This window comes from Knoellia locipacati (genome assembly GCF_044791685.1).
GTDB lineage: Bacteria > Actinomycetota > Actinomycetes > Actinomycetales > Dermatophilaceae > Knoellia > Knoellia locipacati_A.
Genome location: NZ_CP087730.1, coordinates 1,431,243 through 1,443,744 on the forward strand (window position 1 = coordinate 1,431,243; position 12,502 = coordinate 1,443,744).

At 71.1% G+C, this 12,502-nt stretch carries 11 protein-coding genes; 9 read left to right on the top strand and 2 right to left on the bottom strand.

Annotation, left to right across the window (positions count from 1 at the left end; all coding sequences use genetic code 11):
- Positions 1 to 161 precede the first annotated feature (161 nt).
- Positions 162 to 1,697, bottom strand: a complete 1,536-nt coding sequence (locus tag LL946_RS06755) for a gamma-glutamyltransferase (protein WP_404386076.1) — start codon at positions 1,695 to 1,697, stop codon at positions 162 to 164.
- Positions 1,698 to 1,731: 34 nt separating this feature from the next.
- On the opposite strand from LL946_RS06755, the gene LL946_RS06760 reads away from it, so the two are divergent.
- The 7 genes from LL946_RS06760 (at position 1,732) to LL946_RS06790 (ending at position 9,786) form a co-directional block, all read left to right on the top strand.
- Entirely contained in the window at positions 1,732 to 2,517 is a 786-nt protein-coding gene (locus LL946_RS06760) for an S-methyl-5'-thioinosine phosphorylase (RefSeq protein WP_404386078.1), read from the top strand.
- Positions 2,514 to 3,860: an amidohydrolase family protein gene (locus tag LL946_RS06765; RefSeq protein ID WP_404386080.1), complete on the top strand. Its 1,347-nt coding sequence runs from the start codon at positions 2,514 to 2,516 to the stop codon at positions 3,858 to 3,860. The genes LL946_RS06760 and LL946_RS06765 overlap by 4 nt, the downstream gene beginning before the upstream one ends.
- Positions 3,861 to 3,863: 3 nt before the next feature.
- Positions 3,864 to 4,355 (top strand): cupin domain-containing protein, encoded by a 492-nt coding sequence (locus tag LL946_RS06770; protein WP_404386082.1) that lies wholly within the window; start codon positions 3,864 to 3,866, stop codon positions 4,353 to 4,355.
- A gap of 118 nt (positions 4,356 to 4,473) precedes the next feature.
- A complete protein-coding gene (locus tag LL946_RS06775) occupies positions 4,474 to 5,535 on the top strand; it encodes a BMP family protein (protein ID WP_404386084.1) in 1,062 nt (353 codons plus the stop codon).
- Positions 5,536 to 5,786: 251 nt separating this feature from the next.
- Positions 5,787 to 7,406 carry an ABC transporter ATP-binding protein gene (locus LL946_RS06780; protein ID WP_404386086.1) on the top strand — a complete coding sequence of 540 codons (1,620 nt, stop codon included), beginning with the start codon at positions 5,787 to 5,789 and terminating at the stop codon, positions 7,404 to 7,406.
- The gene (locus LL946_RS06785) at positions 7,403 to 8,521 is read left to right on the top strand and encodes an ABC transporter permease (RefSeq protein ID WP_404386088.1); all 1,119 of its coding nucleotides are present in this window, start codon (positions 7,403 to 7,405) and stop codon (positions 8,519 to 8,521) included. The genes LL946_RS06780 and LL946_RS06785 overlap by 4 nt, the downstream gene beginning before the upstream one ends.
- On the top strand, positions 8,518 to 9,786 hold the full coding sequence (locus tag LL946_RS06790; RefSeq protein ID WP_404386090.1) for an ABC transporter permease: 1,269 nt from the start codon (positions 8,518 to 8,520) through the stop codon (positions 9,784 to 9,786). The genes LL946_RS06785 and LL946_RS06790 overlap by 4 nt, the downstream gene beginning before the upstream one ends.
- A gap of 176 nt (positions 9,787 to 9,962) precedes the next feature.
- Here LL946_RS06790 and LL946_RS06795 read toward each other — a convergent pair whose 3' ends face one another.
- Complete coding sequence (locus LL946_RS06795; RefSeq protein ID WP_404386092.1) at positions 9,963 to 10,292, bottom strand: hypothetical protein; 330 nt, start codon at positions 10,290 to 10,292, stop codon at positions 9,963 to 9,965.
- Positions 10,293 to 10,387: 95 nt separating this feature from the next.
- Between LL946_RS06795 and LL946_RS06800 the strand changes: the two genes are divergently transcribed.
- Positions 10,388 to 11,278 carry an alpha/beta fold hydrolase gene (locus LL946_RS06800; protein WP_404386094.1) on the top strand — a complete coding sequence of 297 codons (891 nt, stop codon included), beginning with the start codon at positions 10,388 to 10,390 and terminating at the stop codon, positions 11,276 to 11,278.
- A 73-nt stretch (positions 11,279 to 11,351) separates the two neighbouring features.
- Entirely contained in the window at positions 11,352 to 12,473 is a 1,122-nt protein-coding gene (locus tag LL946_RS06805) for a ferredoxin reductase (RefSeq protein WP_404386096.1), read from the top strand.
- Positions 12,474 to 12,502 lie beyond the last annotated feature (29 nt).

A 12,502-nucleotide genomic window follows, 5' to 3' on the forward strand; every position in this document is an offset into this window, starting at 1 on the left:
GGGCCGCGTGGTGTCGGAGACTGCCGCATCGCGCACGACGGTGTGCACTGCTGCGTCCCAGCGCAGCAGTGCACAGCGCGAACGCGCACCTCCCGTGCGCACCGCCACGCGGCGGCTCGACGCGCCGGCTCGACGCGTCAGCCGACGCAGAGCCCTGCGACTCAGGAGACGCCGACTGCCGCCTCGCGCCGCGGGTCGCCCGCTGCGCGCAGGTCACCGTCACCGCGGAGGTGTGCCGCACCCACCCCACCGAAGTACATCGACAGCTCACCGTGGTCGAGACCGCGCAGCCCGGCTGCGGCGATCGCCTCGGAGATCTCCGGGCTCGCCTCGTGCTCGACGACGGCCTCGCCGGACTCCTCGAAGCGCACGTGCACGCGTGGCGCCTGGATGGCGGTGTCGAGGTCGGCGCCGTGGAGGCAGAGCTGTGCGAGCACCTGCATGAGCGCGGTGGTGATCCGGTCGGCTCCGGGCGAGCCCACGGCGAGCACGCCACCGTCGAGGGACCGGGCAACGGTGGGCGCCATGTTGGAGGCGAGCCGTGTGCCCGGCTCGAGCACGTGCAGGCCCAGCCGGTTGAGCTCGGGCTCGCCGAGGGCGTTGTTGAGCAGGATCCCCGTCCCCGGGATCGTCACGCCGGACCCGTAGCCGCTCGACATCGTCACGGCGCAGGCCAGCCCGTCCGAGTCGACGGCGGAGATGTGCGCGGTCGACGACGAGGTCGGCAGTCCCGCCAGCCCGTGCCGCTCGACCGCCGCGAGCAGGGCGTGTCCGTCGGCGTCGAGGTCACGCGACACGTCGTGCACGGCCAGCCGGTAGGCGAGCACCGTGCGCTGGATCCGCAGCACGTCGTCCCAGGAGAAGCGGTGGGTGCGCTCGAGCTCGGAGAGCATCACCGCGAGCATCGGCCCGCCGACCGACGGCGGCGGGTTGACCGCGACGTCCCAGTCGCCGATCCGGCGCCGGACCGGCTCCCGCTCCACCACCTCGTATGCCGTGAGGTCGGCCTCCGTGACCAGCCCACCGTGGGCGGCCAACTCGGCCGCGAGCGCCTGCCCGATCTCGCCGGTGAGGAGCAGCGCCGCCCCGTCTCGCGCGACTGCGTCGAGCACCGCCGCGAGCTCGACGTTGCGCGCGAGGTGGCCTGCGACGAACGGCGACCCGTCAGGGTTGCGGGTCACCCTCCGCGCCCCGGCGTCGTGCCCGAACAAGCCGTCGGCGACGAACCCGAGGTAGCGAGCAGCGGCCCCGCCCACCGGGTACCCGTCGCGACACACCGCAGCGGCGGGAGCGACGACCGACGCCCACGGTCGCGAGCCGAAGCGCGTCACGGCGGCCTCGCACGCCGACACCGCGCCGGGCACGGCGACCGACCCGTGGCCGGCGTGCATCGTCACCCCGCCGCCGTAGTCGGTGACGACCTCGCGCACCCCGGCACCGAACGCCTCACGAGAGAGTCCACGTCCGGGCATCGCGACGTTGCCGTCGAGGACCACGGGCGCACCGGACGCCGGCCACACCGTGACGAACGCGCCGCCGGCGAGGCTGACGATGCCGGGCTCGGTGCTCATCGAGGCGATGGCCGCAGCGACGGCGGCATCGACGGCGTTCCCCCCGTCGGCGACGACCGCCTGGCCCGCGCCGAGCGACGCGGGCCCCGTCGCCGCGATCGCCACCCGTCGCGCAGGACTCGTCATGAGCCGATCCTCGCACCCCGGTAGCGTGGCAACCGTGACTCTCCAGCCCCTGGGAATCATCGCCGGCACCGGCTTCTACGACCTCGACGCGCTCGACGACGCGCACCACGAGGCCGTCGAGACGGCATACGGGCCTGCGTCGGTGACCCGAGGGACGTGGCACGGACAGCCGGTCGCCTTCGTCACCCGGCACGGAGCCGGGCACGACGTCCCGCCGCACCGGGTCAACTACCGCGCGATCATCCGGGCGCTCGTCAACCTCGGCGCCCACGACGTCATCGCCGTCAACGTCACCGGCGGTATCGACCCGGACCTCGAAGCCGGCGAGCTCGTCTGCATCGACGACTTCCTCGACCTCACCCGCCGCCGGGACTCGACGTTCCACGACGGCGACGGAGCCGGCGGCGTCGTGCACACCGACATGACCAACGCCTACGACGCGGTGCTCCGCCGCGAGGTCCTCGACGCCGCCAGCGCCATCGGGCAGCCGATCATCGACGGCGGCACCTACGTCTGCTTCGACGGGCCGCGCTTCGAGTCCCCCGCAGAGATCCGGCTCGCCGCTCTCGCCGGTGGCACGGTCGCCGGCATGACCGGCGTCCCCGAGGTGACCCTCGCCGCCGAGGCAGGACTCCGGTATGCCGCGATCAGCCTCGTCGTCAACCCTGCCGCCGGCGTCCGGCCGGGTGAGCCGATCACGATGGAGGAGATCAACGACGTGCTGGCCTCGAGCGCACCCAAGGTCCTCGCCGTCCTCGACGAGCTCGTCCACACGCGCTCGGTCTTCCGGGCCGACGACACCGACGAGGTCTCCCTGTGAGCCGGCTGGTCCTGCGCGACCTCGCAGTCCTGGTGACCGTCGACGCGGACGACACGGTGCTGCACGACGTCTCGATCGCCGTCGAGGACGGCTCGATCACGGCGATCGGCGAGGTCGAGGCGCGCGACGGCGACGAGGTGGTCGACTGCCGTCGACGGCTGGCGCTTCCCGGGCTGGTCAACCTGCACACCCACCTGCCGATGACGCTGCTGCGCGGGATCGCCGAGGGGGTCGACCTCCAGGGGTTCCTGCAGCGCGTCTGGGCCGCTGAGGGCGCCGTCATGGACCCGGCGACGGTCGAGCTCGGCGCGGCCCTCGGGGCTCTCGAGTCGCTGCTCGGCGGGTGCACGACCCAGCTCGACATGTACTTCCACCACGAGGCCGCGCACCGCGGCGCCGCCTCCGTCGGGTCCCGCCACGTCGGGGGGCCGACCTTCTTCGACGGCCCGGGTCCGGACGGCCTGTCGTGGGAGGAGCGGATGGCCGGGTTCCGCGCCTGGCCGGCGGAGCTGCGTGCGGTCGGCGGTCCCGAGGTACCCGTGGCGGCGATGCCGCACGCGACCTACACCAACTCGGTCGAGCACCTGGCCGAGGTGGCCTCGGTCCTGCGCGAGCTGGCCCCGACCGGCGTCCTGCACACCCACGTCTCCGAGAACGCCGCCGAGAACGCCGACCTCGCCGCCCGGCTCGGCGCGACACCGACCGAGCTGCTGGCACAGGCCGGTTGGTTGCCTCGGGGCGGCACCGAGGGTCAGCACGTGGTGTTCGGGCACGGCGTCCACCTCGGCGACTCGGACCGGGCCACCGCAGCGGCGGCCGGCGCCACCGTCGCCCACTGCCCCGGCTCCAACCTCAAGCTCGCCTCCGGCGCGCTGGACTGGCAGCGGTGGCGCGCGGACGGCATACGCCTCGGGATCGGGACCGACGGCTGCGCCAGCTCGAACGACCTCGACATGTGGCAGGCCATGCGGCAGGCCGCCCACCTCGCGTCGCTGACCAGCGGACGGCCCGACATCGACGCGACCCAGGTGCTGCGGGCAGCGACGATCGACGGCGCCACCGCGCTCGGGATGGAGCACCTCGTCGGCAGCCTCGAGGTCGGCAAGCGCGCGGACGTCGTCCTTCTCGACCTCGACCAGCCCCACCTCACCCCGGTTCACGACGTCCCCGCGCTGCTCGTGCATGCCGCGGGCAGGGGTGATGTCACCGACGTCCTCGTGGATGGCAGGATCGTGGTCCGCGAGCGACGCAGCACCATGGTCGACACGCTCGAGCTGCTGGACCGGTGCCGCGCCCGAGCTCGCGAGGCCGCAGCCGCCGCACACGAGGTCGAGGAAGCCTGATCCATGCGTACGCCCGAGCAGATCATCGCCGAGCACAAGATGAAGCCCATCCCCGACGAGGGAGCGTGGTTCGCCGAGGGACCGCGAACGCAGGGGCTGTCCTCGATCCTCGTCCTGCTCACCTCGGCGCCGGACGGCTTCTCGGCGATGCACCGCCTCGGCGTCGACGAGGGCTGGCAGTGGCTCGAGGGCGCGCCGACCGCGCTGCTGCGGCTCAAGGAGGGTCCGAAGCGCAACCACGGCACGCTCACGCTGCTCGGCCGGGAGCGTCGTCAGATGCTCGTGCGCTCCGGTGTCTGGCAGGGCGCCGCGACGATGGGCGCGTGGAGCCTGCTCTCCTGCTGGTGCAGTCCTGCCTTCCGCCCCCATCACTTCACCCTCGGCGAGCGCGAGCACCTCACGTCGGCCTTCCCTGCGTATGCCGCAGAGATCGCTGCGCTGACCCGCTCGGCCTCCTCGCAGACGCTGCCGACGGCCGACGGCGCACGTCCCTGACCTGCGGTTTCGGACCCGCCAGTAACGACACGGCAACGGAATCTCAACCGAGTCTCAGGTCGTGGCTCCGGGGGCTAACATTCGGGGGCATCCTGCACACCCCCAAGGAGTAACCCCTATGAAGGCCAAGCCTTTCCTCGTCGCGGCACCTGTCGCGCTCGCCCTCGTTCTCGCCGGATGTGGCGGTGACTCCGGCGACACCAGCACGGGCGACAGCACCGCCAGTGGCACCGGCACCGCCGCAGCCAAGAAAATCGTCGTCGGCATCGCCTACGGCGTCGGTGGTCGTGGCGACCAGTCCTTCAACGCCTCCGCTGCGGTCGGCCTCGACAAGGCCAAGTCCGAGCTCGGAGTCGACTTCAAGGAGGCCACGCAGGTCAACGGCGAGGCCCAGGCCGCGACCGAGGAGCGCCTGCGCCAGTTCATCGACGGCGGCGCGACCCACGTCATCGGTGTCGGCTTCGCCTACGCGAAGGCCATCGGCGCGGTCGCCAAGGAGAACCCCGATGTCTCCTTCGCCATCATCGACGACTCCTCCCCCGACTCCGCGGGCGCCAACGTCGCCCAGCTGACCTTCGCCGAGGAGCAGGGCTCCTTCCTCGTCGGTGCCGCGGCTGCCCTGAAGTCCAAGACCAACAAGGTCGGCTTCGTCGGTGGCGTCGGTGTCGACCTCATCAAGAAGTTCGAGGCCGGCTTCAAGGCGGGCGCCAAGGCCGCCAACCCGGCCGTGACCGTCCAGAGCCAGTACCTCTCGCAGCCGCCGGACTTCTCGGGCTTCAACGACCCCGCGAAGGGCAAGACCGCCGCCGAGGGTCTCCTCCAGGGTGGCGCCGACGTCGTCTACCACGCTGCTGGTGGCTCCGGCTCCGGTGTCTTCACCGCCGCCAAGGCCGCCAACGGCCTCGCCATCGGTGTCGACTCCGACCAGGCCCTCACCGCTGCGCCCGAGGTGCGCGACGTCATCCTGACCTCCATGGTCAAGAAGGTCGACGTCGCCGTCTTCGACTACCTCAAGAACGGCAGCGAGGGCTCGGAGCTCAGCGGCGTCAAGGTCTACGACCTCAAGGCCGGCGGTGTCGACTACGCCGCGACCGGCGGCAAGGTCGACGACATCAAGACCAAGCTCGACGAGTTCAAGGCGCAGATCGTCTCCGGCGCCATCACCGTTCCCACCAAGTGAGCACGGCTCCACTCGCCTGAATCACCACGAGTGGGGCGACACGGCCCGCGTGGCGCGATAGCGTCAACGCGGGCCGTGCTCGTCCCCGGCACTGTCGCCGCAACGGTCGCGCCTTAGGGTTTGTCGGTTGTCGGCCCCGGGCCATCGACCACCACCGCCCGGAGCTCTCCGGGCCCGGACGAGGAGTGTCAGTCATCTCTGCATCCGCACCAGCCACGACCCCGACGCCAGCGAGTGAGGCCCCGTACTCGGTGGAGCTCGAGGGCATCACCAAGCGCTTTCCGGGCGTCGTGGCCAACAAGGACATCGGCTTCAAGGTCCGGAGCGGGACCGTCCACGCGCTCGTCGGCGAGAACGGTGCCGGCAAGTCGACACTCATGAAGATCCTCTACGGCGTCCAGCGCCCCGACGAGGGATCGATCCGCGTCGACGGACGAGAGGTCCACCTGCACTCCCCCTCCGACGCGATCGCCGCCGGGATCGGCATGGTGTTCCAGCACTTCCAGCTGGCCGACAACTTCACCGTCCTCGAGAACGTCGTCCTGGGCGCCGAGAAGCTGCACGGCATCGGAGAGTCGGCGCGGGCCAGGATCCGCGAGATCTCCGACGCCTACGGCCTCGACATCGACCCTGACGCGCTCGTCGCGGACCTCGGTGTCGGCGCCCGCCAGCGGATCGAGATCCTCAAGGTGCTCTACCGCAACGCCCGCGTCATCATCCTCGACGAGCCGACGGCCGTCCTCGTGCCCCAGGAGGTCGAGGAGCTCTTCGACAACCTCCGCGGCCTCAAGGCCGAGGGCCTGACGGTCCTGTTCATCTCGCACAAGCTCGACGAGGTCCTGTCGGTCGCCGACTCGATCACGGTGATCCGCCGAGGCACCACCATCGACACCGTCGACCCGAAGTCGGTCAACGCCCGCCAGCTCGCCGAGCTCATGGTCGGCTCCGAGCTGCCCACGCCCCAGACCGAGGAGTCGACGGTCACCGACAGGGTCGTCCTGCGAACCGAGGACCTCGTCCTGTCAGGCGGCAGCGACAGCCGCAACATCCTCGACGGCATCAGCCTGACGATCCACGCCGGAGAGGTGCTCGGCATCGCCGGCGTCGAGGGCAACGGCCAGGCCGAGCTCGTCGAGGTCATCATGGGCATGCGTGAGCCGACCTCCGGGCTCGTGTTCCTCGGTGACACTGACATCAGCGACTGGCACGTACGAGAGATCCGCGAGGCCGGTGTCGCCTACATCCCCGAGGACCGCCATCGGCACGCCCTCCTGCTCGAGGCGCCACTCTGGGAGAACCGCATCCTCGGGCACCAGACCGAGGAGCCCAACGCCAAGGGCGCGCTCATCAACGCCGCCGGAGCCAAGGCCGACACCGAGCGGATCATCAAGGAGTACGACGTCCGGACTCCCTCGATCCACGTCAAGGCCGCATCGCTCTCGGGCGGCAACCAGCAGAAGCTCATCATCGGCCGCGAGATGAGTCACGAACCCAAGGTCCTCGTGGCCGCCCACCCGACGCGCGGCGTCGACGTCGGCGCCCAGGCGGGCATCTGGGACATCATGCGACAGGCACGGCGCGACGGTCTGGCGGTCCTCCTCATCTCGGCGGACCTCGAGGAGCTGATCGGCCTGTCGGACTCGATCCACGTCATCCTCCGCGGTCGCCTCACCGGCACCTTCGACCCGGACACCGTGTCGGCCGAGGACCTCGGTGCCGCCATGACCGGTGCCGCGTCGGCATCCGAAACCGCGACGCACCCCGCCCCTGACGCGCCGCAGATCGGGGATGCGACACCCTCACCACGCTCCCCTGACGCGACGGACGGCACGGACGACGCGCCCTCGAAGGACTCGGAGGAGGGCCGATGAGCCGCTTCAACCCGCGCAAGGCCCTGCTCGGCGTCGCGGCGCCGGTGCTCGCCCTGCTCGTCGCCTTCCTCATCACCTCGCTGCTCCTGCTCCTGTTCGGGGACCCGGTCGGCGAGGTCTGGTCGACGATCCTGTCGGCGCCGAAGCCGCGCCAGCTCGTCCAGATCATCAACGAGGCGACGATCCTCTACCTCTCGGCCATCGCGGTCGCGGTCGGCTTCCGGATGAACATCTTCAACATCGGCGTCGACGGCCAGTACCGCATCGCGGCATTCGCCGGAGCGGTGTTCGCCGGCCAGGCGTGGTTCCCGGGGCCGATCAACATCCTGCTCACCCTCATCGTCGCGATGGCGGCCGGCGGGTTCTGGGCCTGGATCGCGGCCTTCCTCAAGGTCAAGCGCGGCGTCTCCGAGGTGATCAGCACGATCATGCTCAACGCGATCGCAACCGGACTGGTCCAGTGGCTCCTGCTCAAGGTCGCCGTCAAACAGCCGGGCAGCAACACGATCTCGACCGAGCCGATCCCGGAGAGCTCCCAGCTGGGAGGCTTGGCGCTCATCCCCGGTGCGAGCAACAAGGTCTACACGCTGATCTTCCTGGCCCTCATCGTCGGGTTCGGCTACTGGTTCGTCTTGGGCAAGACCCGCTTCGGGTTCGACCTCAGGGCGACCGGCCGGTCCGAGTCCGCCGCCGTCGCGAGCGGCGTCAAGGTCCCCCGGATGGTCGTGAGCACGATCGTGGCCTCGGGCGCGCTGGCCGGCCTCATCGGCATGCCGCTCCTCTTCGGCCAGGACTACAGCTACGGCACGACGTTCCAGGCCGGGCTCGGGTTCGCCGGCATCGGCATCGCCCTGCTGGGTCGCAACCACCCGATCGGCATCGCGCTCGCCGCGCTGCTCTGGGCCTTCCTCAACGTCCAGGCCAACGCCCTCCAGATCCAGGCGGGCGTCGCGACCGAGGTCGTCAACATCATCCAGGGCACGATCATCTTCGCGGTCGTCGTCGCCTACGAGCTGATCCGCCGTGCGGACGTCCGACTCGAGCAGCACCGCGTCGCCCGTGAGCTGGCCAGTGCCAACCCCAACGCCCCCGCCCCGGAAGGAGCCAAGGCATGAGTGCCGCAGGCCTCGAGGTCGGCACCGTCAAGACGGTCGCCAAGGCCCCCCGACGTCGCCTGACGCCCGCGCACTGGGCGATCATCGTCTTCGCCGCGATCCTGGTCCTGTCGGTCCTGCGCGTGGTCACCGGCGCCAACGACATCGCCTCCTCAGGGCTGCTCATCGCGGCCTTCGGACTCGCGGTCCCGATCGCGATGGCCGGTCTCGGCGGCCTCTGGTCGGAGCGCGCCGGGGTCGTCAACATCGGCCTCGAGGGCATGATGATCCTCGGCACGTTCGGGGCCGGCTTCTTCGGCTACCACATGGGACCGTGGATGGGACTGGTCGGCGCGATCCTCGGCGGCGTCATCGGCGGCATCATCCACGCGGTCGCCACGGTGATCTTCGGCGTCGACCACATCGTCTCGGGTGTCGCGCTGAACATCATCGCGCTGGGCTTTGCGAAGTACCTCTCGGTGCGGTTCTTCGCCCCCCTGCCCGGCGGTGGTCCGACGCAGTCCCCCCAGCTGCCGCAGCTCCCGTCACTGACGTTACCCGGCGTCTCGAGCGGGCTCGGGACGCTGGAGCAGAAGCACATCTTCTTCGTCTCCGACCTCGCCGGGGTGCTGCGCGCCCTCTGCACCAACGTGTCGATCGTGACGATCCTCGCGGTGCTTCTCTTCGTCGCCACGTGGTGGATCCTCTGGCGCTCGGCCTTCGGCCTGCGCCTGCGCTCCGTCGGTGAGTCGCCGGTGGCGGCCGAGTCCCTCGGCGTCAACGTCATCCGCTACAAGTTCATCGCCGTCGCCGTCTCGGGCGGCCTGGCAGGACTCGGTGGAGGCTTCCTCGCGCTCGTCGCCGCGAACCTCTTCCGTGACGGCCAGACCGGTGGCCGCGGCTACATCGGCCTCGCCGCCATGATCTTCGGCAACTGGCGGCCCGGCGGCCTCCTCGCCGGCTCGGCCCTGTTCGGCTACACCGACGCGGCCCAGCTCCGAGGGGGCGGGACCACCGTCCACGCCTTCCTTCTGGCCTTCGCCGTCATCCTCGTGGGCATCGGTATCTGGCAGGTGGTCCGGCGCGGTCGCACCGTGCAGGGTGTCCTCGCGGTCGTCGTGGGTATCGCCGTCGGCGTCTGGTACTTCGCCACCGACGTCATCCCCGCTGAGCTGTCGGGTACGACCCCCTACGTCGTCACGCTGCTCGTTCTCGCCTTCGCTTCCCAACGCCTGCGCATGCCTGCCGCCGACGGGCAGATCTATCGCAAGGGCGAGGGGCACTAGCGCCGGGCGACACGCTGACGGCATACCGGCAGCGTGTCGACGCATGCCGAGAAGGGGCGCAGCGACCGCTGCGCCCCTTCTCGTCGTCGGTGGCGGGTGACAGGCTGGACGCCTGGGCCATGCAGGGCGTGGGCATCGTAAATCCCCCGGATGCTGCCCGGGCGGGTGCGCACGCGTCAGCGGCAGGCCTGGGCGAGCTCGGCCAGCGCGGACTCGGGCGGGGTGCCGTCGGAGGCGGCGATGTCCTCGGCCGCCGTCAGCAGCTCGGACTCCAGGCCCAGGCCCTGGGCGAGGTCGAGGGCGGAGCCGAGGGTCGCCCGGTCGGACTCACTGAGGTCGTTGTCCGCGACGAGTGGGCACGCCGTGCCACGCAGCTCGCGCAGCGCCGTCTCCTTGGCCTGCGACGTGGCCGCGGACGCCGCGTCGGACGCGACGTCCTCCGCGGCCTGACAGCCGCCGAGCAGGGCGACGCCGGCGAGGACGGTGAGGGCAAGACGATGGGTCATGCGCCGCAGTGTCACAGACCTTCCTGAGCCGGGCCCTGACAGGTCGCCGCCACGGGGGGTTCTCGTGGGCGCCCGTCCCTGACAGGGTGGACGTCATGGCCACCATCCAGCCGGACGTGACGACGCAGACTCTGGAACTCCCCGACGTGGACCTCGTCCACGACGTGCGCGGCCCCCTCCCCACCGCCGACGGGCGGCCGCCGCTGCTCATGATCGGGCAGCCCATGTGTGCGGACGGCTTCGAGGCCCTCGCGGCCGAGTTCAAGGACCGCACCGTCGTCACCTATGACCCACGGGGGCTCGGGCGCAGTACGTCCCGACGCGACGGCCGCACCGACCAGAACCCGACGGACCAGGCCGCGGACCTGCACGCCCTCGTCCAGCACCTCGACGCCGGTCCCGTCGACGTCTTCGCGAGCAGCGGCGGTGCGGTCACCGCCCTGACGTGGGCGGCCACCCACCCCGAGGACCTCGTCACGGTCGTCGCCCACGAGCCTCCTTCGATGTGGGCCCTGCCCGACGCGGAGGCAGCGGCACGGGCGTCCGACGAGGTCGCCTCGGCCTATGCCGAGCGCGGTTTCGGAGCGGGGATGGCCGCCTTCATCCGGATGTCGAGCTGGCAGGGCGAGTACTCCGACGAGTACTTCGCGCAGCCGCCGGCCGACCCGGCCCAGTTCGGGCTGCCGACCGAGGACGACGGGTCTCGCGACGACCCGCTGCTCTCCGACCGCGCGGACGAGGTGACGTCGAGCAGGCCCGACCTCGAGGCGCTGCGCAGTGGCAGTCCCCGGATCGTGCTGGCCGTGGGCGAGGAGACCGGCGACGCGATCACCGCCCGCACCACGCGCGGCGTCGCGGAGGCGCTCGGGCTCCCGGTGACGGTCTTCCCCAGCCACCACGGCGGCTTCGCGAGCGCCGAGGGTCCGTGGCCGGGCAAGTCGGTCGAGTTCGGCGCGCGGTTGGCAGAGGTCCTGGCCACCCCCTAGTCGATCGGGGGCGTGCGCCACCTCACTACCTACGGACTCGTAACTTACGGGAACGTAGGTTAGGCTCGCGGATGTGACTGCAACGCTGACCCGAACCTCTCCGACCGGGCCCCCTGCGCCTGCACGGCGGATCGCCGGTCTCCTCGACGGCGCGCGCAAGGTCGCCCAGGCCCTGGCCACACCGCTCGTCCCCGCCGACTACCTCGACCTCATCGACCCGCTGCGCTCCGGCGCCGACCTGCGCGGTCGCATCGTCGACGTCACCCCCGAGACGGCCGACTCAGCGACCATCACCATCCAGCCCGGCCGCGGCTGGAACGGCCATGCGCCCGGTCAGTACATCCGGATCGGCATCGACATCGACGGCGTCCGCCACTGGCGCGCCTACTCGCTCACGCACCGAGCCGACACGGCCGACGGGCTCATCACCATCACGCCCAAGGCCATCCCCGACGGCAAGGTGAGCAACCACCTCGTGCGGGCCACGACGCCGGGCACCCTCGTCATGCTCGACCAGGCCACCGGTGACTTCACCCTGCCGGGCACGCTGCCGGACAAGGCGCTCTTCATCACCGCCGGGTCCGGCATCACGCCCGTGATCGGCATGCTGCGCAACCATCTCGACGACCTCACCGACGTCGTCCAGGTCCACTGCGCCCCGACCGCTGCCGACGTCATCTTCCGTGCCGAGCTGCTCTCGTATGCCGCCGCGAGCCGGCTCACGCTCCACGAGAACCACGACGACGTGGCCGGAATCCTCGACCTCGCCTCGCTCGACGCCCTCGTCCCCGACTGGCGCGAGCGTGAGGTGTGGGTCTGCGGCCCGACCGGCCTGCTCGACGCCGCCGAGGCGCACTGGGAGGCGGCGGGCCTGGCCGACCGGCTGCACGTCGAGCGCTTCCGCCCGAGCGTCGTCGAGCCCGGTGAGGGCGGCACCGTGACGTTCGACCGCAGCACCATCACCGTCGACGCCGACGGGGGCACCCCGATCCTCGATGCCGGTGAGACTGCCGGCGTCCTCATGCCGAGTGGCTGCCGGATGGGCATCTGCTTCGGCTGCGTCGTCCCCCTGCGTGAGGGCGCCGTCCGCGACCTGCGCACCGGAGAGATCACCTCGACCGACGAGAACTCCGGCACCGTCCCGATCCAGACCTGCATCAACGCTGCTGCCGGCCCCTGCGCCATCGACCTCTGACCCCCACCCCACATCCTGCCTCGTGTGCC

Excerpts from the sequence above, each read along its gene's own strand:
- LL946_RS06755 (WP_404386076.1), bottom strand. The coding sequence starts at position 1,697 with ATGACGAGTCCTGCGCGACGGGTGGCGATCGCGGCGACGGGGCCCGCG.
- LL946_RS06770 (WP_404386082.1), top strand. The coding sequence starts at position 3,864 with ATGCGTACGCCCGAGCAGATCATCGCCGAGCACAAGATGAAGCCCATC.
- LL946_RS06775 (WP_404386084.1), top strand. The coding sequence starts at position 4,474 with ATGAAGGCCAAGCCTTTCCTCGTCGCGGCACCTGTCGCGCTCGCCCTC.
- LL946_RS06785 (WP_404386088.1), top strand. The coding sequence starts at position 7,403 with ATGAGCCGCTTCAACCCGCGCAAGGCCCTGCTCGGCGTCGCGGCGCCG.
- LL946_RS06790 (WP_404386090.1), top strand. The coding sequence starts at position 8,518 with ATGAGTGCCGCAGGCCTCGAGGTCGGCACCGTCAAGACGGTCGCCAAG.
- LL946_RS06795 (WP_404386092.1), bottom strand. The coding sequence starts at position 10,292 with ATGACCCATCGTCTTGCCCTCACCGTCCTCGCCGGCGTCGCCCTGCTC.
- LL946_RS06800 (WP_404386094.1), top strand. The coding sequence starts at position 10,388 with ATGGCCACCATCCAGCCGGACGTGACGACGCAGACTCTGGAACTCCCC.